This window comes from Paenibacillus sp. 276b, from assembly GCF_900107875.1.
In the GTDB taxonomy this organism is placed as follows: Bacteria; Bacillota; Bacilli; order Paenibacillales; family Paenibacillaceae; genus Paenibacillus; species Paenibacillus marchantiae.
Map to the genome: position 1 here is coordinate 1087808 of NZ_FNRR01000001.1, position 25934 is coordinate 1113741.

Sequence of the window (25934 nt, forward strand, 5' to 3'; positions counted from 1 at the left end):
TGAACATCATGCTACGACAGGATTATCCAAGGCCTCAATTTGTACGTAAAGATTGGCTGAGTTTGAATGGGGAATGGGAATTTGAATTCGATGATGATAACAAGGGACGTTCGGAAAAATGGAGTGAGGGCAAGCGAGCATTCAGCCGGCGAATCCAAGTGCCATTTGCTTTTCAAAGTCAACTTAGTGGCATTGCAGATCCGGAATTCCACGATAATGTATGGTACAAACGAACCTTTGACATTCCGAAGAACTTCACTGGCAAACGGCTGCTGCTGCACTTCGGAGCCGTGGACTATGAAGCCTCTGTCTGGGTCAATGGACAGCTTGTGGTTCGGCATGAAGGGGGACACACCCCTTTTCATGCCGACATTACGGATGCTCTGCTGGAAGGAAACAATACGCTGACCGTACAAGCGATAGATTATAGCAGGGATGTAACATTACCACGCGGGAAGCAGTTCTGGCAGGAGCAATCTGCCCAAATTTTCTATACCCGAACTACTGGAATATGGCAATCGGTGTGGCTTGAAGCTGTCGCACCCGTTCATCTACAGAAGGTGCGTCTCACTCCCGATGTCGATCGCAACGAGATCGAAGTTACGGCTCATCTTCAAAGGGAGCAAACAGAACCAAGGGATTGGCACGCACAGGATGTCAGGCTCCGTGTACAAATTGCCTATCAAGGTGAGCAGCTGTCTGAGGATGAATATCGGATTAGCGGCAGGACAGAGACCCGTACCATCGGACTTCACACCTTTAACGAGCATGGCCTTGGCAGGCTGTGGTCACCAGAGCAGCCCAATCTGTATGACATTCATTTCACTGTATTGGTGGATGGTGTGCCTGTCGATGAGGTCGATAGCTATTTCGGCATGCGCAAAATCTCTATTGAACAAGGTAAGCTGTTTCTGAATAACCGTCCTTATTATATGAAGCTTGTTCTGGATCAAGGGTATTTCCCGGATGGAAATCTGACTCCACCGAGTGACGAGGCCATCCGGCGTGATGTGGAATTAACGAAGGAACTGGGGTTTAACGGCGCCAGAAAACACCAGAAGATTGAAGATCCGAGATATCTGTACTGGTGTGATCAACTGGGACTGCTGGTGTGGGGAGAGATGGCGAATGCGTACGATTTCTCGGATCAATACGTCGCCCAGATAACAAGGGAATGGCAGGAGGCGCTGGAAAGGGACTACAACCATCCATGTGTTGTGGTCTGGGTACCTCTTAATGAAAGCTGGGGTGTTCCGAACATCCTGACCAGCAAGGAGCAGCAGTATCATGCCTTGTCGATGTATTATTTGACCAAGTCACTGGATTCTACCCGTCCGGTCATTTCCAATGATGGCTGGGAGATGGTTCAGACCGACTTGTATAACATCCATGATTATGAATGGAGAAGAGAGGTTCTGGAGGAACGCTACCGCACTCGTGAAAATGCGGTAAAAGCCCTTCCGGGCAGTCGAAAGCTTAGCGTGGGTAACTATCGTTATGAAGGACAGCCCGTTTTAATTACCGAATTCGGTGGAATCGGGTATAAGAAAAGTGACTGGGAAGGCTGGGGTTACTCCGGAGCGGAAAATGACGAGGATTTTGCACAGCGATTGCATGCCGTAGTACAGCCACTATTGGATTCTCCAGTAGTAGAAGGATTTTGTTACACCCAGCTGACGGACGTGGAACAGGAAATTAACGGTCTGCTGACGTATGACAGACAGCCCAAGATGCCGATGGAACAGATTCGGGCGATTATTGAAGGACATTATCCATCGTCGGCCGGCGAATAAGGAGGGGAATACGTGTTGAATACAAAGGAGAAAAGTAGATCCTGGGAAGGCGATTTTCAAGGGGAAAAGGCCATTTACCTTCGCTTTGGTTCCAGTGAGGCTGTTATGCTACCGGAGATCGGTGGTAATCTGGTCGCTTATCGTGATCTTGAACGGGGGCTTCGCTTCCTTCATGAACCTTCACCGGAAGAGATAGATTCATTCAAGGCAAGACCCATGATTCACGGGATCCCGGTTCTGTTTCCGCCAAATCGATATGAGGACGGGCGGTTTGCCTGGAACGGGCAGACGCTTCAGTTTCCGGTCAATGAGGAAGCAACAGGCAATCATTTGCATGGATTTTTGTATAATGCGCCCTGGGTTGTGGATGAGTATGGGCATACCGAGAATGAAAGCCATGTCTCGGTGTCCATAACTGTTGACGAAACTCATCCGATATACGTATGCTTTCCTTTTCAATTCAGTATTACATTACGCTACTCGCTGAGCAGTGATGGACTCATGCAGCATGTCCGCATTCGCAATCATGGAAGCTCCAGCATGCCGTGCCTGATCGCTTTTCATACTTCAATTAACGCTCCCTTTAATTCCGGGGGATCGGCTCGTGATTACAAGCTCAAGCTAACCATTGGAGACAGATGGGAATTAGATCAACGTATGCTGCCAACGACCTGTTTTCGGCCCTTGATTCAGGAGGAAGAGCAGATGCGTGACTCCGGGGTATATCCCTTCTTTGCAGAAATGGATAATCACTACACTGCTGTACCGCAAAACGGGAGAAACCGGATGGAGCTTCAGGATACGAGGAATGGAATGACCCTGATCTACGATGTGGGAACTTCTTATAAACAATGGATGATTTGGAACAATCATGCGGAAGAAGGGTTTTTCTGCCCCGAACCGCAGATTAATCTTGTGAATGCACCAAATCTGGATATGCAGGCCGAGGAAGCTGGATTATTTAGTTTGCAGCCGGGAGAAATCTGGGAGGAAACGAGCAGATTATATCTGCGTCATTCGTAAAAATAAAGATGAAGGGGAGCAGCCAGGACAGCTAATGCTGTGATCGCTGCTCCTTTTAAAAACCATTGAAGGCAGTGAATTCAGCCTGTCGTCGCCACACTGAATTAAAATAAGATAATGCCTGCTGCTCCAGCCACACTGAGAATCAGAAGGGGATGAAGCTTGTACTTGAGCAGAAGAAACAAACAAACTTCGCTAATAAGTAGTGTCGCAATCCATACCCAGCTTATGCCTGAGTTTTCACTTGGATATCCAAAATGAATGGCAGCATAGATAATGAGTCCCGTCGTTACGGGGCGCAAGCCATATAAAGAGGACTTTACCCATGAATTGTCGTGCATCCGATAAAATAAGGCGGAGAGTAGCACAATTACCACGAGTGAAGGCAAAATCATACCTGCAGTAGAGACAACGGCTCCGATATAACCTGCCGTCCGATAACCAATCAACGTTGCAGCATTGGTTGCAATCGAGCCTGGCGCCATACCGGCCAGCGCTACGGTTTGTTGGAATTCAGCGCTTGTCAGCCATCCTTTTTCCGTTACCTCGTGTTGAATGATCGGGATAACGGCGTAACCGCCACCAAACGAAACGAGGCCTACACGTATAAACATCATGAACAGGTCCCAGTACATCTCAATCGCTCCGATTCGTCTTACTTAAATGTAATATTCCAGTTCCGGGTAGCTGCCTGTTACAGACTTCTTCTCCATTTTCACTTGAAGGCCCAGCCGTTTTTTGATCCGAATCACGGCCATGCCGCATATCAATCCCGAAATAATAAGATAGAGGGGATGGATTCCTGCAAACAGAAGAACAGCTACGGTCACAATGGCAGCTATCGCTGTTGTTGTATCTAAGATAGAATACCTGGCCGTCCGATAAGCTGCCATGCTAATTAGTGCAATAATGCCACCGTTCATTCCTTTTAAAGCAGCTTCAACTTTGGGTTGGTTACGAAATAGGATGGCGAACACGCTGATCAGGATCACAATCAAAAACGTGGGACATGTCACGCCCATGACGGCAGACACAGCTCCCGCAATTCCTGCCTGGCGATGTCCGATCATCGCAGCGGCATTGACGCCAACTCCTCCGGGAGCAGATCCGGCAAGCGATATAAGCTCACCGATCTCGTCCTCTTGCATCCATTTTTTCTTGTTCACCACTTCGCGTTCAATAATAGGCAGCATTGCATATCCGCCTCCAAATGTGGAAGGGCCGATGCAAAAGAAAGTCCAAAAAAGCTGTGTCAGTAACATAAATTGTTCTTTCAGGTTTTGGATGCTACCCTTATCCTTTCCATCACGCATGATGAATTCGAGGCATCGGCATGGACTCCTTGCCAAGCTCAGCCCAGATGTATTTGAGCAGAAGCTCAGACTTGAGCTGGGTGTACTCAGGTTCATTCCACAAGTTAAAACGTTCATGGGGATCCTGTTCAAGATCGAAAAGTTCACCATAGATTTGATTGTAATAGACGGTGATTTTATACCGCTGTTCGACATATGTTTTTTGATGAATCGTCGTGGGTTCATGTCGAAATTCGCAGAGAGCATGATTACGAACGGCTTCCTTGGCGCCCATCCACACTTTCTTCTGATCGATGCCCGTCATGGCGTGCGGAATTGCAATGTTGCAAAGAGACAAGAAGGTAGGAGCCAGATCGACCAGCGATTGTATGGCATTTGATTTTTTCGCAGCAGGCACCTGACCAGGATATCTTACGATAAATGGGATTTTAATAAGATCTTCGTAATGGAATCCACCCTTGGCCTGAAGACCATGCTGTCCGAAGAAATGACCATGATCCGTTGTGAAAACGACGATTGTATCGTCTGCAATACCCAACTCATCCAGCTTATCGAGAATTTTGCCAATATATTTATCCATCATGCTGATCATTCCGTAATACACGCCGACCAGTTTTTTCTTGTCATACTTCGTTAGCCGGGATTTGTCGCCATATTCATAATAATGATGCGAACGGTAACCGTGAATGCCGAAGCCGGTTTCAACCAGATGCTCAAAATTCGGATTCTCCTCCTGGGTCAGTTGAAAATGGGGTGGGTTACGATCATGCTCTCCAGGTGTTATCGACGGAATCGTCAGATCATCGGGGTCATACATCGAATCCCAAGGTTCCGGTACCAGATATTCCGGATGCGGATCGAAAAAGCTGGCCCACAGAAAAAATGGATCATCAGCATGGGTGTATTGCTCCAAAAGGGAATTGGTTCGTTCGGCTATCCAGGTGTTGTAGTGATATTTCTCAGGGATGGGCCACGTATACGTTACGGAAGGGTCCATCGTCCCAGTTGGGGGAAGGAAGTAATCCCTCCAGTTCGTACATCCCTGTTCTTCCAGCCATAGCGCGTAATGCTGACCGACATGCGCTTCATTCGTATGATTACGTGTTAACTCTACGTGGTCAAAGCCGTAAAATGGACCGTGGAAATGTCTCCAGTACTCCAAATCCTGTAAGATGGGATACGCTTCTGCCGACGGGTATTCCTCCGTAGATTTCAAAGGCTGAAAATGTGCCTTACCTACTAGGGCAGTGCGGTAACCTGCCTCCTGGAAACTGTCCCCGACGGTATGACGGTCTTCAAGCAGTTTTGTGCCTAACGTCCAGGCTCCATGCTGACTGGGATACATACCTGTAATAATAGAAGCACGGCTAGGGGTACAGGTAGGGTTTGGGCAATAAGCCCGATCAAACGTTGTTCCTTGCCGGGCAAGACGGTCCAGATTGGGCGTGGAAATCTCAGACTGAAAAGCTCCGATCGTGTTCCAGTGCTGCTGGTCACTAGTGATTAGCAAAATGTTAGGTGTTCTCGACAAGTGTAATCGCCTCCTAGTAAGATGATATTGAAAAAAACGAGTTATAAAAATAGCCCGGTGTTATATTTTTATTGTCATTTTGTTATGATCAAACAAAATAGGAGAAGGAGGGAACTCCCTACGATGCAGGAATATGAGTATGAGCATGCAGAATTCATCTACTATAAGCCAGGTTATTTGGATAAAGAAGAACACATCTGGCCAGTCCGGGCAGGGCGAAGTATAGCCAAATCCAATTACCGAGTTGGCCCCAAACGTATCGAGTGTTACAGTCTTCATTTTGTGCATGAAGGTAGGGTCAGGCTTGAATTTGATGGCAAGCGAGTGGACCTGCAGAAGAATGATCTGTTTTGTCTGTTTCCCGGCAGAACCTATTACTATCACATGCTTCCCTCGGAATCTCCGCTGCAAATGAACTGGCTGGCATTGGATGGGCCTAAAGTCAAACCTTTATTGGAGCTGGCTGGTTTAACTCCGGAAAGTCCGTTTGGCAAACAGATGTTTTCTCCACAGGTCCAGGAAACGTCCGAACGACTGATTCATGCATTAGCATGTGTGGAACGGTGGAAGCCAGCAGTATCGCTGGAGTTGCATGGGTTGGTATATGGATTGTTAGCCAGCCTTGTTCCAGACACCAACTACGCACAGCCTACAGAACTAGCGGGCTGGATTCATGAATGCATGGATTACATGGAATTGCATGCAACAGAGGGTATTTCCGTGCAGCAGGTCGCCGACTTCGCAGGGGTACATCGTTCATACTTCTCCAACATGTTTACCACTCAGGTTGGACTGCCTCCGTTAAAATTCATGCAGAGAATACGAATGGATAAGGCCAAACAGCTTCTAAAGGATACGGATGCTACCGTTACGGAGATTGCTTTGTCTCTCGGTTATCCGAATTTATATTCATTTACCAGAGCATTCAAAATCTATTATAAAGTACCTCCAATCATGATGAGGAGAACCTCAAGCTGATCCTGAACAAACGCATGTCCAGTACGGAGAACGCTCACTTTTTATTGGATCTTGAAAAAGGAGACTCCCACAATGAAGCTCTCTACATTGCAGAGATGGATTTCACCGAAACGCAGCATTCAAGGGAAAATTTTTATCGCTTTTATTGCCGTTACCCTAGTATCCATTATTTTAATTACGGTCATTGTTTATATGAGCATGCGTGAAACGATTACGCAAAATGCGATTACTTCGGTTTCGGACAGCATAAGGCAGGCAGATGAATCATTGAACATAATGCTGGAAGAGATCGACCGTCTGAATACGGTCGTGGTGACTAACAAAAACACGGTTATTGACACTTTGCTCAGTCCGAATGAGGAAATCAGTTACGAGTGGTTTCAGGAACAGAAGCGGATGGATGAATTTCTATCGTCCCTGATCGATTATAAGGCCTATATTTCACGGATAGCTGTGGTGGGCCTGAGCGGGAAGGTATTTTTCTCAGGTGGACCTTGGCTGGACAGGACCATCTTGGGTACGCCAATGATGAATTACATGCTGCAAAATGGATCAAAGCACGCATATTTCAAGCAGACAGGAGTATCAGATGCGGTTACCATTGGTCGGGAGATTCGTTATAACCGTGCGACCATAGGGTTTGTCATGGTGGATCTTAATTATGAGTTTATCCAGAAAACATATGACGTGAGACCAACTACAGATAGCATGATCTATGTGCTGGACAAGGGAAATCAATTCATCTATGAAACCCGAACTGACTCACCTCTTACTCCATCTTATCAGCAAATTAAGAAGATCAATCAGCAATTTACAACGAATGGTGAAGCGGTCAGGCGCTACATTGATGGAAAAGAATATATCGTTGTTCGCCGTCAATCCGACTATACTGGGTGGAGTACTATTTCTTTGGTTCCGATGGATTCTCTGCTGACCGAATCGGTGAAGCTGCGCAACCTGCTGGCAGAGGTGTCCATTATTGTGTTTGTCGTTGTACTGATCGTTTCACTTCAAGTCTCTTCCCGAATTACCCTGAATATCCGAAAACTAAAATCACTGATGATGTTGGTGAAGGACGGAAATCTGACACTTCCCCAGAATGAGATTAACAGTGAAGATGAGACAGGACAACTGTACCATGTCTTTAACGGTATGGTGGAAGAATTGAAAGATCTGCTCGAAGGAATCCGCGTCAGCGAGAAAGAGAAGCGGGAAGCTGAGCTTACTGCGCTCCAAGCACAAATCCATCCTCATTTTTTATACAATTCGCTCAATACGATCAAGTATCTGGCCAGGCTAAACGGAGTTCCAAACATTGAAGCGGTCTCGGGATCGTTGATAGAGCTCATGCGAAGTGTCCTCGGTAATTCAAGCGAATTTCTTACGGTGCGTGAAGAATTGGCATATGTTGAGCATTACATCTCCATCATGAAGTACAGATATATGAAGCCGATTCGGATGATTACCGAAATTGAGGATGACGCATTGCTGGAATGCCGGGTGTTGAAGCTGATGCTGCAGCCCCTGGTTGAAAATGCAATTATTCATGGAATCGGACCAATTGAACAGAATGGATTCGTGTTGATACGGGTGTATGAAGAAGGAAACAATCTCAATATTGATGTGGTGGACAACGGAAAGGGGATCACGGAGGAGCAACGGGAGTATTTACTGAAAGGTACGGGTACAAACGGAGAAACATCACGTTTTAGTGGAATGGGTGTACGTAATGTACACGAACGAATCGTTCGCACATACGGCGACTCATATGGTGTCCATTTGTGCAGTGAACCGGGGGTGTACACCAAAGCTGAAATTTGGCTCCCCAAACTGGAGAAAAGTATGGAAAATACCAAACGAGAGGTGATATAAGCCATGTTTCAGGTGCTACTCGTTGATGATGAACCCTTAGTACACCATAATCTATGGACATTATTGGACTGGGCTGACTATGGATTTGAATTATGCGGTCAGGCGCATAATGGGTTAATTGCTTTAACGATGATTGAGCAGTCGCCACCGCATATTGTCATTATTGATGTAGATATGCCTGAAATGAACGGTGTAGAGCTCAATCGGGCTATCAAGGAACGTTTTCCGTGGATTAAGACCGTTATGCTCAGCAGTTATGACGATTATGACTATGTGCGGGATTGCCTGAACAATGGCTCCATTGATTATTTGCTCAAGCATCGATTGGATGAGTCAACGCTGCTCAACATCCTGAATAAAGCCGTATCGGAATTGCAGCAGGAAGATCGGTTGCGTGAGAAACAGGTCGCCGAGAGTGCCATGGCCGAGAAAGTGAGTCCCGAGGTTATGCGCGAGTATTTGCTGTATTTACTCAAAAGAAACACGAAATCAACGTACGGGTTTGAAGACGTTTCCCAGAAAGACAATCTGTATCCGCATGCGTCCAGATATGCAACCGCAGCTTTACAGATTGTTCCGTTCCTGCTGCTGACAGAGTCATACAGTGACGTGCAGACCAATGGCCTGGTTCAGCAGGTCGTCGATATGATGCAGCAGAGCCTGGGTGATATCCATGAGCGGACAGCGGTGTACGTTGAGGAAGGGCGATTTGTTATCGTGTTTTCTTTCAGGGAACGAAGCGAGCACATCATGCAGCGTGAGGTAGATGGACAACTGCGGAAGATTCAGCATGCGTTGGAACTGTTCCTGAATCTGCAAAGTGTAACCGCAGTAGGGCCAATATGCACCAGTCTATCACAGCTTGCATCCAGTTACTGCTCCGCCGAATACGAACTCGATGGATCTTCGTCTGTGAAAACGCTCAGAAGCCATACCCTCCAAGTTAAAAGTCCATGTTCGGACAAGCGTTCACATGAAAACGATCAGAGTCAACGAGTTTCTCTGACGATTGAGGAGCACAAGCAGCTTCTGTTATCCATTGAAAGGTTTGACAAGCAAGGCGTGCATCAATTGATTTCCACTATTATTGCTTCGATTGACCACTTGCCTATCCATTCACATACGGTTCAGATGATTGTCAGCGAGCTCATGCAAACGGGTGATAAAGCATGGAGGACCTGCTTGCCTTCCACAGATCCAGCGGTAGCTAATCTGCCTTCAAGAAGCGAGCTTGGGCGCATGAAAACGATAAGAGAACTGGAGCAAGGCCTGCAATCCTTCTTCTCCAGCCTGTTTCATTTGTTGAATCAACATCGTGTAATCGGTTCCTATTCTCGCCATGTCACGCAGACGATCCAATTCATTCTGGAGAGGTACTCCGGTTATGTCACATTGGAGCTTGCGGCAAGCGTAATCGGCCTGAATGCCTCCTATTTAAGCAGAATATTCAAGGAGGAGACGCAGCGGACTTTTTCAGAATATCTGAATCAGGTTCGGATTGACGCAGGGTGCAAGCTGCTGGACAGCGGCCGATACTCGATTAAAGAAATAAGCTTGCAAGTGGGATTTACGACACACAACTACTTTTTCAAAGTATTCAAAGAAATAACGGGTTTAACACCGCAAGCGTATTTGAGCAATCCAGGAAAAAGGAAGAACGAAACGAAGCTCCCATCTTTGCACTTGGGAAACTAGGCAGATAAGAGCAGAACTCTAAACTCGTAAAATATGTGGAGTAAAGGGTCATATTATTGTAATTACCTTCCATGCCCGGTGAATTATAATGAGCACACACCAACCGTGAACGCTTACAAATTACGTTGGTGATAAAGAATTGTGGGGGGCACAACTTTATGCGCAAACGCTGGGGAAGAAATATGATCATGATGATGATCGCTTCCAGTTTGATGCTGGCTGGATGCAATTCCGGTGGAAGCAATAACGAAGCTTCACCAGAGGTTTCGAAGAACGACGTTCATACGACTGGGTTTCCGATTGTGGACGAACCGGTGAATCTCAAGATGTTTACCCGCATTGCACCCGTAAATGGCCCTTTCAAGGAGATGCCGGTTTTCCAGGATTACGAGAAATTAAGCCATGTAAAGGTGGAATTCATTGAAGCGCAGACGGATGGTTTTCAGGAGAAAAAAAATCTGTTGTTTGCTTCGAATGAACTGCCGGATGCCCTGTTCCGTTCAGGTATTTCCCCGCTTGAAGCCATCCGCTATGGCTCTGCCGGCCAATTGATCCCACTGGAAGGTCTTATCGATGAATATGCTCCGAATTTGAAGAAATTAATGGAACAATATCCCGAAATTCGCTCAGGCATTACTACACCAGAGGGCCACATTTATACAATTCCGGGTATTGTTACGCTAAGTGCGGCGCGTACGGATAAGAAATGGATCAATCAGATGTGGCTGGACAAGCTGAATCTGAAAGTGCCGGAGACCACCGAAGAACTTTACAATGTATTGCTTGCCTTCCGTGATGGTGATCCGAATGGAAACGGCAAACAGGATGAACTTCCGATGACAGCCCGCGTAGGATTGGCTGTTGTAAACGCGATGAGTGGGTCATTCGGATTGGATTCACAGCTCGGCTATAACATTAATATTGAAAATGACAAAGTTAGTATCTGGATGGGCAGCGACCAGAATAAAGAAATGCTGATGTACTTAAATAAGCTGTATAAGGAAAAGCTGCTGGATCAGGAAATATTTTCACATACGGAAGCGCAATATCTGGCCAAGCAGGGATCGGGAAATACAGGTTTTTTCTTTGACCAGACGAACAATAACTTCTTGTCGATCAAAGACCAATATACTGGTATCGCCCCACTGGAAGGTCCACAAGGTGACCGTTTACAGAGTCAGGCTCTGCCAGTAGCCAGGGATTTTGGAGCCTTTGCAATCACATCCGTCAATAAATATCCTGAAGTCACGATGCGTTGGATTGATTATTTCTACAGTGACGAGGGTTCTACCCTGCTCCGATTCGGAAGAGAAGGCGAGCATTACGAGATGAAGGATGGTATTCCTTACTATAAAGAGGACTTCCTAAAAGAAATCAGTAACCAGGCCAAAATTACGCCTTATGCCGGCGGAGGCGCGCCACATCTCATCAGTGAACAGGTGGCTTCCTTTATCAATCCACCTCAGGTGCAGGAGGCGCAGCATAAGCTCGATCCGTTTATGCCAAAAGTCCGCTATGCGGCTCCGATGTTTGATGAGCAAACTGCCCAGGAAGTCAACATTCTGCGAAATGATATTGATAAATATTACGAAGAACAGAGTACAAAATTTATTGTGGGTGCAATCGGTTTTGACAAGTGGGAGCAATTCCAGACCACGCTCAAAAAGATGAGAGTTGAGGAACTGGAGAAGTTGTATCAGGATGCTTTTGACAAGATGCAGAAATAATGCTGAAACATCATGGATGAGGAGCAATTGCCTATGAAAAGCGTCAAAACCGATACAACGATGACGATGCCACGAAGCCATCCAAAAAAGAGTTCAGGCGTGTTAAGGCAAATGGGTAAAAGATTGGACCTGTACCTTATGCTGCTTCTGCCAGTCACTTGGTATGTGGTATTCCATTATGCCCCGTTGTATGGACTGCAAATTGCGTTCAAAAACTTCAATCCGGCTAAAGGGATTCTGGGCAGCAGTTGGGAAGGCTTTGGCCACTTCGAACGATTCTTTGATTCCTATTATTTCTGGAGACTTCTATGGAATACATTGTCAATTAACTTGTTCTCCTTATTAATTGCTTTTCCGATTCCGATTCTGCTAGCACTAATTATTAACGAAATTCGCAATAAAACCTTCAGCAAGTGGCTGCAAAATATTACGTATATTCCCCACTTTATTTCAGTGGTCGTTATCGTTGGCATACTGAATGTGTTTCTCTCGCCTCATACGGGTCCAGTCAATCTGTTGATTGAGGCTTTCGGAGGTACACCGATCCGTTTTCTTGAGGAAGCAGGTTGGTTCAAAACCATTTTTATCAGTTCGAATATATGGCAGAACATGGGCTGGCAATCCATCATCTATATTGCAGCTTTGAGCGGAGTGAATCCGCATCTGTATGAAGCTGCCAAGATGGACGGAGCATCAAGGCTGCGGCGCATTTGGCATATTTCGCTGCCCGGCATCGCTCCAGTCGTCATCATTTTGCTCATTCTGGACATCGGTCATTTCATGAACGTAGGGTTTGAGAAAATTTTGTTGATGCAAAACAATCTCAATCTGGAATCGAGCGACGTCATTTCCACGTTTGTCTATACGACAGGTATCCTCAAGGGAGAATACAGTTATACAGCTGCTATCGGGCTTTTTAATTCAATCATTAATCTGCTGTTACTTTTACTGGTCAATCGGATTGCGCGCAAGACGTCTGAGACGAGCTTATGGTAAAGGAGGGCAAGATCCCATGTCCAAGCAGGCGACAATACAAGCCAGTTCCAATGATCGGATTTTCGATGTAATCATCTACATCATAGCCTCAATCATTATCATCGCTGTGTTGTACCCACTGATTTTTATCGTGAGTGCTTCGTTCAGTGATCCCACAAAAGTATTAAACGGAGAAGTCTGGTTACTGCCCAAAGGACTGACGCTGGATGCTTACACGAATATTCTACACAACGAGAAGATTTGGCTGGGGTACCGTAATACGATATTTTATACGGTCGTGGGCACTGTGATTAACATTATCATGACCGTATTGGCCGCATATCCTCTTTCTAGACCTGACCTTCCTGGACGTAATGTAATCATGGTGTTCATCACGCTAACGATGTTCTTCAGTGGCGGATTAATTCCAACGTATCTATTGGTCAAAAATCTGGGCATGGTGGATACGATGTGGGCTCTGATCATTCCCGGCGCAATCGCCACGTACAATCTGATCGTGATGAGAACGTATTTTCAGTCGAGTATTCCCTGGGAGCTTCAAGAAGCTGCCCACATGGATGGGTGCTCCAATTGGCGGCTGCTTGTGAGCATTATCCTGCCCCTTTCCAAGCCGATCCTGGCCGTGATGGTGCTGTTCTATGCCGTAGGCCATTGGAATTCTTTTTTTAACGCGCTCATCTATATTCGTAACGAAAATCTGCATCCGCTTCAGTTGGTACTGCGCGAAATTCTGCTGATCAGCCAATCCGATGCCGTGGACGGCAGCCTTGGTTTGGAAGACAAAATCCTGCTCGCGGAGAGCATCAAGTATGCGGTGATTATCGTCTCCAGTTTGCCTGTACTGTTGATGTATCCTTTTGTGCAGCGCCATTTTGTTAAAGGGGTCATGATTGGATCGATTAAAGGTTAAATCCATATCAACCACAATGATGGAGGACTTATGTTGAAATCAAACGCCAGAATTAGTATAGATTGTAGTCGTGTAAGCGAACACACGGTCAACCCTTTTTTGTTTGGGCATTTTGTGGAAGACATCCGAGACCATATGGAAGCGATGCTTGCATTTCCATTGAAGGATATGGACTTTGAAAGCGAGGCTGAATCAAGCGCTTCTGTATCGGGAAGCTGGAGTACCTACACCAACGGAAGAAATACGCAATATGCAATGGAAGCCCCGGCTCCCAGACATTCGGGTCGCGCTCAGCGTATTCGTATCTTTAGTGATGATGAAGCGTACGCCGGGATTGCACAAAGCTGCGCATTGAAAGGGCCTATGGACTACACCGTTCGTATAGTTGCGCGAGCCTCCATCGAACTCCAGTATTTGATGGTGGAGGCGGTCGATAGACGTACGGAAGAAGTGCTCGGTCAGTTGAAAATCGAATTGCACAGCCATAACTGGCAGGATTATGAAGGACGGCTGACGATCCTACGTGCTTGTTCAGATGCAGAGATTCGGGTGTATGTTCCGACAGAGCATCCAAGATGGATCGATCATGTCTCCACGGGAATGCTCTGGCTGGACCATGTGTCTTTATTGCCTGTGGATCATATTGCTCTGGTAAAAAGCGAAATAATAGAGATGACCAGAGAACTAAACGCAGGCATGATGAGACTTGCAGGGAACTACATTAGCGCCTATCACTGGGAGCATGGCGTTGGGCCGATTCTGGAGAGGCCAGTCATGTACAACGAGGCATGGGGAGGATGGACCAGCAAATATTTCGGAACGGATGAATTTATCCGCTTTTGTTACGAGCTGCAGGTGGAACCTCTGATTTGTGTGAACGATGGATCGGGTACACCTCAAGAGGCCGCCCAATGGATTGAATATTGTAATGGAAGTGTAGATACCCCGATGGGGGCTCTTCGGGCGAAGAACGGATCTCCGGAACCATATCATGTGAAGTATTGGGAGATCGGCAACGAGGTGTGGGGGCAATGGCAAGTTGGAGCTTGCTCTGCGGAGCAATTTGCGGAGCGGACCGTACAGTTTGCCAAAACGATGAAGGAAGCAGATCCTTCCATTGTATTGCTGGCCTGTGGACATTACGAGCAGGATTGGAATAAAACTGTGCTTGCTCTGGCAGGGGAGTATATCGATTATTTAACATTACATTTATACCACGGCTACGGTCCCTTTGGCATGAATCGGGATACACCGGCTGAGGATCGGTATAAAGCAATGGCTAGTTATCCCGAGTGGACCCGGCACTATATACACCAAACAATGGAGGTCATTCATTCCGACATCAAACATCAGCATGTGAAGCTGGCCATCACCGAATATAACACGATGTACTATCCAAACACTGTGCGAAAAGGACTGCCAGACGAGCATACCCTTGGAGCAGCCGTGGCGAATGCCGCCAATCTGAATGAAATGATTCGTTGCAGCGATAGCGTGCAAATTGGCAGTTTCTCCGATCTGGTCAATGGTTGGCTTGGGGGATGTATCCGTGTCGGGGATTTCTATGCGGATCAATATCGGGGCAAGCATGCTGGATGGAGTGGACACCCACTCACGATCTATGGAACTCCAACCTATGAAGTATTAAAGCTTTACGCGAATCGGGATATTCATCATATCCTGCCTGTCGAAGCTGAATGTGGAACATTCTCTGTAACTTCAAACCAAAAAACGCCTGTAGAGCTGGATGCACTCCCCGATCTGGATGTTGTAGCCGGAATGAATGTTGATGGCAGCAGGGTCACCTTGTTTATTGTGAACCGAAGCTTGGAGGAAGTATCGGTTGAGCTGGATTTACAAGTTTTCGATGCGAGTGAGGAGGGGACCTTATATGAGATTACCAGCGATTCGTACAATAACATCAACTCCGTGTTTCAACCCAATCATATCAAGTGCACAGAACGGAGTGTTTTGACCGAGGATTGGCAGCGTGGTTACGTATTACATCCTTCATCCATCTATGTACTGGAGTTTGGAAAGGTAGACCGATTGTCTCGACATCCCGGACTGTAGACAAATAGGGTTTCAGAACCTGTACCTAAGTTCTGAAACCCTATTCTCTGTTCTATGGTGTCTTGACTACCAATCAATCCGATATTTGCCTGATGAAAGCAGGCATTTTAAATAATTACTTGTTTTCGCTTATACAAAACGGGTATTGCCGCTGCTATAAGGATCACACCCATAATGGCGGGTGCAGCATGACCAAGCGATACATAGATTTGACCTCCAATGATAGGACCAATCATTCTAGCTAAAGCCTGAATAGATTGGCTACCGCCTTGAACCCTGCCTTGTTCACTAGAATCGACAGATTTGGAGAGCATGCCATTGAAGGAAGGCCCGAAGATCGAATCACCAAAACCAAAGATAAACATGCCCACGATAAACAGTGGATAGAATGAGAACAAAGTAGATAACGCAATGAGACTGTAGCCTATTATCTCTGAAATCATTCCAAGAATGGCGATCTGTTTATCGCTAAGCTTTTTCAAAAGCTTAGGCATGATGAGACCTTGTGAGATGATATCCTGGACACCCATAATTGAGAACATAAGTCCGATGATTGCAGGCTTCCAATTGAAAGTATCCATTGAAAATTGTGAGAAAACGGCCTGTAAAGATCCGTTGGGTATCCAAAGTAAGAAGGCTGAGATAAGTAGTCTGTTTAAGTTTTTCATGGAAAGCAGGTTTGCAAGCTGTATGAATGGATTAAGTCTCACCAAAGTAATTTCTTTCAGTCTATGTGTCTTAGCAAGACTCTCAGGCATAAAAAAGAATCCATATATAACATTCACCAAAGTAATGATGGCTCCAAAATACATGGGTGCAGAATAATCAATCTTGGCGAGTAATCCGCCTACAGTCGGGCCAATGACGGTGCCTACACCTACAACCGCACTCACCCATCCAAAGTATTTGGTTCTCTGTTCGGGTGGGATGATGTCCGCAAAATATGCGAAGATTGTACCTATGCTTCCTCCTGTGATACCCTCGATTATACGCCCCGCAAAGAGTACCCATAGGGCTCCACCTATGCCGAAAACCAAGTATCCAATTACGGAACCCAAAAGGCATACCAGGAGCAATGGACGACGGCCATATTTATCGCTCAGAGCTCCAAGCACGGGAGACGCAAAAAATACGCAAAAGGCATAAACAGAGGTCAGCAGCGTAACAACGATAGCTTGTTCTCCTGGACTGCTTGTATAAGGCTGTACTAGAAATGGGACAACAGGCGCGATAATACTGAAGCCTATTCCGCAAAGAAACACAGAGATCAGACCGAATAATAAAGCGTGTTTGTCTATGGTTTGTTCTGTGTTCTGTGTATGATGTGATCGTGATTTAAACATTAAATTCTCCTCTCAAACGTCGTAATTTTATTTCCTTGGAAACATTAATATCGTACAACTGCTTTGTTTCCTTGTCAACAAAATAATAACAATAAAAAAACAGCCTGTTCTCAAATAGAGTCCGGCTGCCTTTAGTTTAACTTTCATTATTAAGATTTATTCCGACTTCAGATTTGTACCCAGCTTCTTTATTTCTGCATCCAAATGCCGATTATACTTGTCCACGAAGTTAAGCATACTGTCAAACTGATCGTCGGTTACCTGTTCGAATACAATTTTATCTCGCTCTTGAAACTCATTGTGCAGGTCCTCATGGATTTGATAAATGACTTTCCCTTGTTCTGTAAGCCTAAAATAGATCTCTTTCTTGTTATCCGACTTCTGATAGCTTTCAATCAGGCCTTTTTCTATGAGCTTCTTCGTTAATTTACTTATCGCACCTCGAGTCATATAAAAGGACTCTGCAAGCTTTGTTACATTGGAATCTGCATTTTTTTCAATGTATTCGATGCAATGTACTTCAGAAGGTTTATACCCCTTAAGACTTTCTTCCATCTTATCTTTATTAAGCCAAACCAGCTTGTTATATAAGTCCCTGAAACCCACTAAGACCTGTTCCTCTTTATTCATGGCCTATCCTCCCACCCATTGGTGCATTACAATATTATATTCAATTTTGGTTTCCAGTTCAAAAATATTGAAAACAATTATTTAGGAAGGGATCTATACGTGATAAAAGAGAGACAAAAGCTTCTAAATTACAGTGTAAATCAAGGTTAATTTCTGAATAAACTTTTTTCTTAACGACATACTACTTCAGAAGAGGTGGTAAAATTTGCAGCGAATCCATGAACAGGATCTTCACGATATAGAAAAGCAACTCTATGACCGTTTCGAAAAGAGCACGGATTTCAGCAATAAGGACGTACTTATCGCCAATCAGAAATTCAGAGCATACTTCGTGAAAACGCTAGTCGATCTTCCGACAACGTTGTCCTCAATAAATCAAGCGGCAAGTGGTAATGAGAACGAATCTTTTCTGAAAATGTTCAGTCCTTTTGAAGAAGAAGCATCCATGTCATTGGACGAACTATGCAACAATCTCCTGCATGGAAAACTTGTGTTGTTTAGCACAAAAGGATTAGCAGCAGTCATTGAACCGGAACATCCTGGAATTTCACGGTCCGTAAGCTCGCCAGAGAGCGAAAATCCCCTTCAATCCGCGTTCGATGCTTTTACAGAAGATATTGATAAAAATATAGGTTTGTTGCGAAAAAAAATGATATCCGACCAGTTGGTGATCGAAAGCAGAGAGACAGGGGTTCAGTCTACCAAGAAAATTGCCATGGTGTACATTGAGGGAGTTGCCCAACCCAAAGTCATTGCGGCAATTCGGGATAAGCTGGAACAAAATAAGGATAAGGAACTGACTACGGTAAGGGACCTGCTTAGTATACTGGGGCATCCTAGATTCTCAATAACACCAACGTATATCTCTTCGGAGCTACCGGGTGAGATGGTACAGAATATGATGAACGGAAAAGTGGTTATTTTGATTGACCAATATTCGTTTGCTTTTGCTTTCCCAGCGATCATAACGGATTTGTGGTCAACAACGTTGGACGTCAACTACCCGTATCTATTTCAGGTGTTTTTACGAACCATCCGGGCGATTGGTGCACTTCTGGCCATCACACTTCCGGGTCTGTATATTGTGCTTAATTCGGTAAACCCGGAACTGTTGCGAATCCAGTTAGCCATCACGGTAGCCAAGAGCAGGGAAGGGGTCCCTTATCCTTCGTTGATCGAAATGCTGCTGGTAATGTTGCTTCTGGAGATGATTATCGAAGCCACGATTCGACTACCAAAGAACATCGGACCCACCATAACCATGATTGGCGGTATTCTGTTGGGTCAAGCCATTGTCCAAGCTAAACTTGTCAGTAATCTATTAATTATTATTCTAGTTGCCTCTGCGATCGCTAATTTTGTGCTGGCGGGTTATATGAATACGACGGGTATACGAATGTATAAATATGTTGTCATGATCATCAGTTCCTTCTTTGGGATATGGGGTCTTGAGGCTGCGATGATTTGGATTATATTGTATTTTTCCTCGTTGAGTAGTTGCTCCGTTCCCTACTTAAGTTTAAGTGTGAAAGGAAAGGCTCAGGATGAATAAAGCCCAGATTCTTACTATGTTTGTTCTGCTTCACCTTGCTTCGATCTTTGCCATCTTTCCTGAACGGATCATCTCTGCGACTTCAAAAGGACACTGGGAACCCATAACGATCCTCTTTTTGGCAGAGCTACTGGTTCTATGGATGTACTTAAAAGCGTTGTCGCAGTTTCCGGGGAAAACAGTGGTGGACATCTGTAATGAATCACTGGGCAAATGGGTAACGAGACTGATCGTTCTGCCGATGTTGATCTTCCTATATATCGAGCTGTTATTGCTTATGTACTTCCAGTCTGTCGAAATCAAAGCTGTATTACTACAGAGAACACCGCCAGTAGCAACATCAGCTCTCTTTATCGTTCTGTGTTTCTATGCTGTTTGGAAGGGACTCGAGGTCATGATTCGGGCGAGCATCGGATTGTGTATTCTCTTGATGCCATTCATTTTTTTCTCCATGATGATCAGCATCCAGAATTTCAGAATCAGCTACATTTTTCCGATTTGGGATAGTGGAATGTCGTTTTTCTCCAATTCGGATTTCTATGTATGTACGGTCATTTCAGCCGGGTTCCTATTCCTTGGCATGATTCCCTCCAAGCAACGGCTTAGTTTTGGTAAAGCAGCTGCTGCGGTTGGTATCATATTTGTGTTTGCTTTGGGATCTGTATATGTTCCGCTTCTCGTATTCGGTCAGGAAACGGTAATTCATTTGCAATATCCCATGCTTATGGCATCGGATACCATTGATCTAGAGTGGGTTGTATTTGACTGGCTTCCAAGCTTCTACGTGGTAGCCTCCAGTGCGCTGGGTGTTCTAAAGGTTTCCGTTTTACTCTGGATTCTGGTGTCCCTGCTGAATCAGTTATTTATGCCGAAAATCAATCGATTATGGGTTCTTTCCGTGGTGTGCTTCACCTTGTACGTGTTCAGTCTCATGATACCGGATGTCAACGCTTTGAATTCATACCTGTACCTGAATTCTTTCTTTTGCGTTTATAGCGTTATCGGTTTTCCAATCATTGTATTCCTCGCGGCGCAATGGCAGCGAAAGAGGGTGAGTACATGAACATGCGCATCATCAAGACTCTGATTGTAGGCTTATCTATGATGATGTTACTTCCGGGATGTTGGGATACCAAGGATATTAACAAACAATATCTGCCTGTTGTCATGGGAGTGGGAAAGGGAAACACGGAAAAATACAGGATCATTCTCCAAATACCCGATGCATCAGGCAAAACCCAAATTCTTGACAAAGAAGCGAAATCCATCAGTAAAGCCATTGATTTGATTCGCACGGATTCCGAAAAAAGCATCGAATTGGTACATTTGAGATTATTGCTAATCGACAGGAAAGTCGCAGAGCAGGGAATTGATAACATCATCAATTTTGCTGTGAGAGCGAATGATATCTCGATTAAAGGCTTGGTAGGGGTTATTGACGGTGATTTTGAGAAGACGATGTATCATCAAATTTCGCCAACACCTGAAATTTCTTCCTACGACTTTTTTAGCCAGGATGCCGGGTGGACGCCCAATCAATCCATCGTCCGAATATGGGAAGCTTATCAAAACCAAAATTCATATACGGAAGACATGGCCATCCCCATGCTCAAAAACGGCGATCGAACTTTGTTCACCTTTAAAGGCACGGCCGTGATGCGGGATGACCGCATGGTAGGAACGCTCAATCAGGAAGAGACACTTTTGTTTAATTTATTTAAAGGCAAATATTCAGGGGGAACCATTGAAGTGGCACAGAACACGAGTGTTCTTATTCAAGACACTAAAATCAAACACAAGACCTCCTGGTCGGAGAACGGGCCATCCATCCTGACGGATATTCTTCTCAATGTAGTGATTACGGAAAGCCCTGAAAGTAAGGGTAACGCGGTGATTGAGAAAGAAATGAAAGAACAGATCAGCCAACAGTTTAATGAAACGGTAAGGAAGGTTCAATCTTTTAAATCGGATGTATTGGGTGTAGGCATGATATTTCGACCCCAACTGTCGGAGGGGAAATTAAAGGAATGGAAAACCAAGTGGTTTCCGAAGCTGGAGCAAAAGATCAACGTTCGTGTCAACGTTCTGAACGAAATTTATTTTAAAGAAAATGCCAATGATAATGATAGTCAGGGGCAAATGTTAAAAAAATAGCTTAGGATTATTTAATCCGCTATAAGCGAGGAAAATGCTATGCCGTTATGAAGTCGCCCTGGTGGCGACTTTTTTTATAATATTAGAAAGGTTCAGCGTGAGTTTTTATTTATGAAAGATTCAGCTCCAATAACGTATTCACTTGCTCTTCCATGACATGAGGTGGATAGGGCATTTGGTTTATAAACCACCATTCCACAATTCCCACATACGCTGGCGCAAAGAATTGAAGCAAAATGTCTTCACTTATCCCGCGATTTTTCCCTTCATTCATGTCCCATCCGTTTTTTATATCCTCGATGACAAATTGGAGAAAACGGCTGCGAAAGAAGGGTGCTCCTTTACTTGTTAACATAGCTGAAAAGAATAAATAGTTGTTCTCAAAGTATTCAAACCAGCTCATTCCCCCATCTGTAGCATTCGTTTCAGATTCGGATTCACACAATACCTGTAGTTCGTTCACATGTTCCTCGATGAGCTTATCCAGTAAATCATACTTATCCAGATAGTGAAGATAGATGGTTCTGCGGCTAACATTCGCTGTGTCGGAAATATCCTGAATCGTAATCTGGTCGAAATGCTTTTGAGACATAAGTTCAATCAACGCTTTTTTAATGGCATCTTGAGATTTGAGTATTCTTCGATCCACTTTGGGCATTTCGAGTCACCTGACTTTCCTCTGTTTGTATCCAAATTTCCACGATCTGTGCACTAATGCACAAATCATCATCTTTTAGTCATTGTAGATAAGACGTACTTTCTATAATAATACACATAAGCGCAAAAATACATTCTTGTGCATTTATTTTTTATCTGCGCCATTCGTAAGTTTAGAGAATGAATCAGAAATAGTGAAGGAGTTTTGCTTGTGGTCAAATCAAATCATGTACTCATGTATATATTAATTATCGGTGTTTTCGGCATCCTAACTACAGAGATGGGCGTCATTGGGATATTACCTCAAATAGCTGATTATTTTCATGTCAGTGTTTCCAAGGCTGGCTTGCTCGTGAGTCTCTTTGCACTCGCTGTTGCGATTGCGGGTCCTACGATGCCTTTATTATTTTCCGGTATAAACCGTAAAACGGTGATGTTACTCGTGCTCGGTATTTTTGTTGCATGTAATATTATTTCCATCTTTGCACCAACGTTCACCGTTGCCATCGTGGCTCGTATCATTCCGGGCTTTTTCCATCCCATTTATTGTTCATTGGCTTTGACCGTAGCAGCGACCTCTGTAAGCAGTGAAGAAGCTCCCAAAGCGGTATCTAAAGTAATGCTTGGAGTCACCGCAGGAATGGTACTTGGCGTACCAATCACAAACTATATCGCGAATGGAACATCGGTAGAAATGGCAATGGTATTCTTTGCGATCGTAAACGCGTTGGCATTTCTGGGTACATGGATATTTATCCCCTCTATGCCTGTTAAGGAAAAACTTGCGTATGGAACACAATTGGGAATCTTAAAAAGAGGTATCACTTGGCTAGCCATCGCTGCAGTGATCCTTATGGCTTCGGCAACAGCAAGTGTGAATAGTTACATCGCAGAGTACTTGGGCTCTATCACTCATATTTCGGGAAAAACATTGAGTATCGTGTTATTTATATATGGTTTAGCCAGTCTAGTGGGAAACGTGGTGGGAGGCAGGCTGCTTTCTAAAAACACACGTAAAACCGTTATACTTTTTCCCGTAGTATTGGGCATCGTATATCTTTTATCCTTTTGGACGGGCACATCCACTGGACCTATGATTTTAACCGTGATTTTATGGGGAGTATGTTATGCAATAAGCAATCTAATTGGTCAGTATTGGATCACCTCTGCCGCGCCAGAAGCGCCCGATTTCTCGAATGGTTTGTTCCTTTCATGCGGTAATTTGGGAATAACCTTGGGAACTGCTGTAGGCGGGCTGTTCATCTCGGGGATCGGCACACAGTACATCGTGCTTGGAGGTGTATTGTTCCTGGTACTAAGTCTGTTATCCATTTTGCTGAGAATTCGATTATTTGCCCCCGTAAAAAACAACATGTAAGCTAAGCAATCTTAAGCAACCTTAAGCAACCTTAAGTGACATACACAAAAGGGAAATGTTCATTATTCATCATCTTGCTTACCAAATAATGAACATTTCCCATCGTGTTGTTTACTAATGCACGTTTTATAGCCATTTGGGAATTGCGAGATTTTTTCTCATGCTTAATACTCTACTCAAGAATAGTTATTCTTCCGTGTGTATCTTATGCAGGCATCAGAGCTATCTGCAAAGGTAGCAAAAACCATCCGAAAGCGAGGGAGGAATACGCAAATGGATTATGTGAAGCTTGGCAATACAGGTCTGGATGTGTCCCGTCTGTGCTTGGGCTGTATGGGATTTGGTACAGCCGTTCCTGGAGGCCATCGATGGGTCATTAATGAAGAGAACAGTCGTCCCGTTATTAAAAAGGCGTTGGATTTAGGCATCAATTTTTTTGATACAGCAAATGTATATTCAGCTGGAACCAGCGAGGAAGTGATTGGGCGCACCCTACGTGACTATGCCAATCGAGATGAAATTGTACTTGCAACGAAAATTAATGGTCGTATGCACCAAGGCCCAAATGGTGCCGGACTTTCCCGTAAGGCCATTATGAGTGAGATAGATAAAAGCCTGAAGCGGCTGGAAACAGATTATGTGGATTTGTATCAGATCCATCGCTGGGATTACACTACACCCATTGAAGAGACGATGGAAGCCTTACATGATGTGGTCAAAGCAGGAAAGGTAAGATACATAGGCGCTTCTGCGATGTACGCGTGGCAGTTTTTGAAAGCGTTACATGTAGCTGAGCAAAATGGGTGGACCCGCTTTGTATCCATGCAGGATCACTACAATCTTATCTATCGTGAGGAAGAAAGAGAGATGCTTCCGCTCTGTAAAGCTGAGAAAATCGGTGTGATTCCGTATAGTCCGCTTGCAGGAGGCCGATTGACAAGAGACCCTCAGGAAAAAACACATCGTTCCGAAACCGATCAGATTGCAAAGCAAAAATATGATGCAACTGCAGATACCGACCGATTGATCATTGATCAGGTTGCCGCGATCGCTGAGAAGCATGGGGTTCCTCGTGTACAAATCGCACTTGCCTGGTTACTGCAAAAGGAACCGGTCACAGCTCCCATCATTGGTGCTACCAAAATATCGCATCTGAAGGATGGTGTAGCCGCTCTTTCGATTAAGCTAACACCTGAAGAAATAGCATCGTTAGAAGAACCCTATGTGCCTCACCGAATTGTTGGTCATCAATAATCAAGATGATTGGATAAGGAAGATGGAAAAAACGTAAATTAACAGGTTCATCACATATACAAACAGAAGTCGCCTAATTGGCGGCTTCTTTATGTTTTTATCTGGCAATGCAGCATCGAATTTATTCGTTTTAGAGTGTAATGGAATTAAGCATTCTGAGATGGAGGAAGTCTTCGTAAAATAACATATCGCAGTGCTTACGATTATAAGGCTTGGTTAAGGGGATAATTGTTAATTGGAGAAAATCATTCACAATATACAGCTGTAAAGGAGCGGGATCATGTCCTTCTTTAGAACACTTTCCGTACGGGCAAAGGAAGACGAGTTGATGGACGATTTCTCCATGGGGGGAGAAGAATTGAGCGAAGCGCTCAAACATCTGAGAAGGCTGAACAAAATATTTGCTGCTCCCGCTCCAACCCGTGCAGGGGTGGAGAAGTTATGGAAAGCGATTGGCAGTCCAACTACGCTGACCCTTCTTGATGTGGGAGCGGGTTCAGGTGATGTGAACCAGAAACTATTGCGCTGGGCGGACCAGAAGGGAGTTAAGCTGGAGATTACTCTGGTCGACCTGACAGAGGAGGCATGTGAGCAAGCGAGAAACCTTTTCTGGAATGAACCGAGAATCAAGGTTCGGCGTGCCGATGTCAAGGAATTGCCGGATGCCTCAGCAGACATCGTAACCGGCTCGCAATTTGTCCATCATTTTGAAGGAAAGCAACTCGTGGAGATGGTCTCGCATATGCTGCGTGCCTCCAAATATGGTGTTGTGATTAACGATATCCATCGGCATCCCATATCTTATGCGGCTGTCTGGGTAACCACTCGAATAATCTCACGCAATCGATACATTCGTCATGATGGACCGCTGTCTGTTGCAAAAGGCTTCACGGGAAGGGATTGGCGGGAATTGAAACAGCAGTTGAACCATGACACGCTGACCTATGAATGGAAGCCGTTGTTCCGCTATTCTGTCGTGATACCCCATCATGGGACGTTATCATAGCATCATTACATCAATAGGCAGTTATTATAAATGGACAATGAAAGGCGGG

Annotated in this window: 21 protein-coding genes; 15 read left to right on the top strand and 6 right to left on the bottom strand. The window is 44.9% G+C overall.

All coding sequences use genetic code 11. From position 1 onward, the window contains the following. The first annotated feature begins 8 nt into the window (after nucleotides 1-8). Together BLV50_RS04730 and BLV50_RS04735 are read left to right on the top strand one after the other, a co-directional pair. On the top strand, nucleotides 9-1793 hold the full coding sequence (locus tag BLV50_RS04730) for a glycoside hydrolase family 2 protein (protein ID WP_063565117.1): 1785 nt from the start codon (nucleotides 9-11) through the stop codon (nucleotides 1791-1793). A 12-nt stretch (nucleotides 1794-1805) separates the two neighbouring features. Next, nucleotides 1806-2816: an aldose 1-epimerase gene (locus tag BLV50_RS04735; protein WP_256337849.1), complete on the top strand. Its 1011-nt coding sequence runs from the start codon at nucleotides 1806-1808 to the stop codon at nucleotides 2814-2816. A 104-nt stretch (nucleotides 2817-2920) separates the two neighbouring features. On the opposite strand, the gene BLV50_RS04740 is transcribed toward BLV50_RS04735, so the two are convergent. Genes BLV50_RS04740 through BLV50_RS04750 form a run of 3 tightly spaced genes read right to left on the bottom strand, consistent with a single transcriptional unit; the run spans nucleotide 2921 to nucleotide 5660 of the window. Further along, nucleotides 2921-3451, bottom strand: coding sequence for a chromate transporter (locus tag BLV50_RS04740; RefSeq protein WP_090806180.1), 531 nt, complete (start codon nucleotides 3449-3451; stop codon nucleotides 2921-2923). A gap of 24 nt (nucleotides 3452-3475) precedes the next feature. Beyond that, nucleotides 3476-4129 carry a chromate transporter gene (locus BLV50_RS04745; RefSeq protein ID WP_090806182.1) on the bottom strand — a complete coding sequence of 218 codons (654 nt, stop codon included), beginning with the start codon at nucleotides 4127-4129 and terminating at the stop codon, nucleotides 3476-3478. Then, nucleotides 4122-5660 (bottom strand): sulfatase family protein, encoded by a 1539-nt coding sequence (locus BLV50_RS04750; RefSeq protein ID WP_090806183.1) that lies wholly within the window; start codon nucleotides 5658-5660, stop codon nucleotides 4122-4124. The genes BLV50_RS04745 and BLV50_RS04750 overlap by 8 nt, the downstream gene beginning before the upstream one ends. A gap of 123 nt (nucleotides 5661-5783) precedes the next feature. Here BLV50_RS04750 and BLV50_RS04755 point away from each other — a divergent pair, with 123 nt between their 5' ends. The 7 genes from BLV50_RS04755 (at nucleotide 5784) to BLV50_RS04785 (ending at nucleotide 15911) form a co-directional block, all read left to right on the top strand. Next, a complete protein-coding gene (locus BLV50_RS04755; protein ID WP_079696142.1) occupies nucleotides 5784-6638 on the top strand; it encodes an AraC family transcriptional regulator in 855 nt (284 codons plus the stop codon). A gap of 72 nt (nucleotides 6639-6710) precedes the next feature. Further along, nucleotides 6711-8510 (top strand): sensor histidine kinase, encoded by a 1800-nt coding sequence (locus tag BLV50_RS04760; RefSeq protein ID WP_090806185.1) that lies wholly within the window; start codon nucleotides 6711-6713, stop codon nucleotides 8508-8510. 3 nt (nucleotides 8511-8513) lie between these two features. Continuing rightward, entirely contained in the window at nucleotides 8514-10205 is a 1692-nt protein-coding gene (locus BLV50_RS04765) for a response regulator (RefSeq protein WP_090806187.1), read from the top strand. A gap of 158 nt (nucleotides 10206-10363) precedes the next feature. Continuing rightward, complete coding sequence (locus BLV50_RS04770) at nucleotides 10364-11932, top strand: extracellular solute-binding protein (protein ID WP_090806190.1); 1569 nt, start codon at nucleotides 10364-10366, stop codon at nucleotides 11930-11932. Between the two features lie 33 nt (nucleotides 11933-11965). After that, complete coding sequence (locus tag BLV50_RS04775) at nucleotides 11966-12928, top strand: ABC transporter permease (protein WP_090806193.1); 963 nt, start codon at nucleotides 11966-11968, stop codon at nucleotides 12926-12928. 16 nt (nucleotides 12929-12944) lie between these two features. Then, nucleotides 12945-13838 (top strand): carbohydrate ABC transporter permease, encoded by an 894-nt coding sequence (locus BLV50_RS04780; RefSeq protein ID WP_072732783.1) that lies wholly within the window; start codon nucleotides 12945-12947, stop codon nucleotides 13836-13838. Nucleotides 13839-13871: 33 nt separating this feature from the next. Then, a complete protein-coding gene (locus BLV50_RS04785; protein WP_090807482.1) occupies nucleotides 13872-15911 on the top strand; it encodes an alpha-L-arabinofuranosidase C-terminal domain-containing protein in 2040 nt (679 codons plus the stop codon). A 107-nt stretch (nucleotides 15912-16018) separates the two neighbouring features. On the opposite strand, the gene BLV50_RS04790 is transcribed toward BLV50_RS04785, so the two are convergent. After that, nucleotides 16019-17254 (bottom strand): MFS transporter, encoded by a 1236-nt coding sequence (locus BLV50_RS04790; protein WP_090806195.1) that lies wholly within the window; start codon nucleotides 17252-17254, stop codon nucleotides 16019-16021. Between the two features lie 156 nt (nucleotides 17255-17410). Further along, nucleotides 17411-17884, bottom strand: a complete 474-nt coding sequence (locus BLV50_RS04795; RefSeq protein ID WP_090806197.1) for a MarR family transcriptional regulator — start codon at nucleotides 17882-17884, stop codon at nucleotides 17411-17413. A 205-nt stretch (nucleotides 17885-18089) separates the two neighbouring features. On the opposite strand from BLV50_RS04795, the gene BLV50_RS04800 reads away from it, so the two are divergent. Genes BLV50_RS04800 through BLV50_RS04810 form a run of 3 tightly spaced genes read left to right on the top strand, consistent with a single transcriptional unit; the run spans nucleotide 18090 to nucleotide 21590 of the window. Continuing rightward, the gene (locus tag BLV50_RS04800) at nucleotides 18090-19436 is read left to right on the top strand and encodes a spore germination protein (RefSeq protein WP_090806199.1); all 1347 of its coding nucleotides are present in this window, start codon (nucleotides 18090-18092) and stop codon (nucleotides 19434-19436) included. Then, a complete protein-coding gene (locus tag BLV50_RS04805; protein WP_090806200.1) occupies nucleotides 19429-20499 on the top strand; it encodes a GerAB/ArcD/ProY family transporter in 1071 nt (356 codons plus the stop codon). The genes BLV50_RS04800 and BLV50_RS04805 overlap by 8 nt, the downstream gene beginning before the upstream one ends. Then, nucleotides 20496-21590 carry a Ger(x)C family spore germination protein gene (locus BLV50_RS04810; RefSeq protein ID WP_063565103.1) on the top strand — a complete coding sequence of 365 codons (1095 nt, stop codon included), beginning with the start codon at nucleotides 20496-20498 and terminating at the stop codon, nucleotides 21588-21590. Before BLV50_RS04805 ends, BLV50_RS04810 begins: the two co-directional genes overlap by 4 nt. 109 nt (nucleotides 21591-21699) lie before the next feature. Here the strand turns inward: BLV50_RS04810 and BLV50_RS04815 are convergent, their stop codons facing one another. After that, nucleotides 21700-22248, bottom strand: a complete 549-nt coding sequence (locus BLV50_RS04815; RefSeq protein WP_090806202.1) for a TetR/AcrR family transcriptional regulator — start codon at nucleotides 22246-22248, stop codon at nucleotides 21700-21702. 210 nt (nucleotides 22249-22458) lie between these two features. Between BLV50_RS04815 and BLV50_RS04820 the strand changes: the two genes are divergently transcribed. From BLV50_RS04820 to BLV50_RS04830, 3 genes are all read left to right on the top strand, one after another. Next, a complete protein-coding gene (locus BLV50_RS04820) occupies nucleotides 22459-23625 on the top strand; it encodes an MFS transporter (protein WP_090806203.1) in 1167 nt (388 codons plus the stop codon). 273 nt (nucleotides 23626-23898) lie between these two features. Then, nucleotides 23899-24879 carry an aldo/keto reductase gene (locus tag BLV50_RS04825; RefSeq protein ID WP_090806205.1) on the top strand — a complete coding sequence of 327 codons (981 nt, stop codon included), beginning with the start codon at nucleotides 23899-23901 and terminating at the stop codon, nucleotides 24877-24879. A 280-nt stretch (nucleotides 24880-25159) separates the two neighbouring features. After that, nucleotides 25160-25885 carry a methyltransferase domain-containing protein gene (locus tag BLV50_RS04830; protein WP_090806207.1) on the top strand — a complete coding sequence of 242 codons (726 nt, stop codon included), beginning with the start codon at nucleotides 25160-25162 and terminating at the stop codon, nucleotides 25883-25885. Nucleotides 25886-25934 lie beyond the last annotated feature (49 nt).

Excerpts from the sequence above, each read along its gene's own strand:
- BLV50_RS04790 (WP_090806195.1), bottom strand. The coding sequence starts at position 17,254 with ATGTTTAAATCACGATCACATCATACACAGAACACAGAACAAACCATA.
- BLV50_RS04830 (WP_090806207.1), top strand. The coding sequence starts at position 25,160 with ATGTCCTTCTTTAGAACACTTTCCGTACGGGCAAAGGAAGACGAGTTG.
- BLV50_RS04745 (WP_090806182.1), bottom strand. The coding sequence starts at position 4,129 with ATGCGTGATGGAAAGGATAAGGGTAGCATCCAAAACCTGAAAGAACAA.
- BLV50_RS04815 (WP_090806202.1), bottom strand. The coding sequence starts at position 22,248 with ATGCCCAAAGTGGATCGAAGAATACTCAAATCTCAAGATGCCATTAAA.
- BLV50_RS04810 (WP_063565103.1), top strand. The coding sequence starts at position 20,496 with ATGAACATGCGCATCATCAAGACTCTGATTGTAGGCTTATCTATGATG.
- BLV50_RS04755 (WP_079696142.1), top strand. The coding sequence starts at position 5,784 with ATGCAGGAATATGAGTATGAGCATGCAGAATTCATCTACTATAAGCCA.
- BLV50_RS04805 (WP_090806200.1), top strand. The coding sequence starts at position 19,429 with ATGAATAAAGCCCAGATTCTTACTATGTTTGTTCTGCTTCACCTTGCT.
- BLV50_RS04770 (WP_090806190.1), top strand. The coding sequence starts at position 10,364 with ATGCGCAAACGCTGGGGAAGAAATATGATCATGATGATGATCGCTTCC.
- BLV50_RS04730 (WP_063565117.1), top strand. The coding sequence starts at position 9 with ATGCTACGACAGGATTATCCAAGGCCTCAATTTGTACGTAAAGATTGG.
- BLV50_RS04795 (WP_090806197.1), bottom strand. The coding sequence starts at position 17,884 with ATGAATAAAGAGGAACAGGTCTTAGTGGGTTTCAGGGACTTATATAAC.
- BLV50_RS04740 (WP_090806180.1), bottom strand. The coding sequence starts at position 3,451 with ATGTACTGGGACCTGTTCATGATGTTTATACGTGTAGGCCTCGTTTCG.
- BLV50_RS04765 (WP_090806187.1), top strand. The coding sequence starts at position 8,514 with ATGTTTCAGGTGCTACTCGTTGATGATGAACCCTTAGTACACCATAAT.
- BLV50_RS04775 (WP_090806193.1), top strand. The coding sequence starts at position 11,966 with ATGAAAAGCGTCAAAACCGATACAACGATGACGATGCCACGAAGCCAT.
- BLV50_RS04825 (WP_090806205.1), top strand. The coding sequence starts at position 23,899 with ATGGATTATGTGAAGCTTGGCAATACAGGTCTGGATGTGTCCCGTCTG.
- BLV50_RS04760 (WP_090806185.1), top strand. The coding sequence starts at position 6,711 with ATGAAGCTCTCTACATTGCAGAGATGGATTTCACCGAAACGCAGCATT.
- BLV50_RS04780 (WP_072732783.1), top strand. The coding sequence starts at position 12,945 with ATGTCCAAGCAGGCGACAATACAAGCCAGTTCCAATGATCGGATTTTC.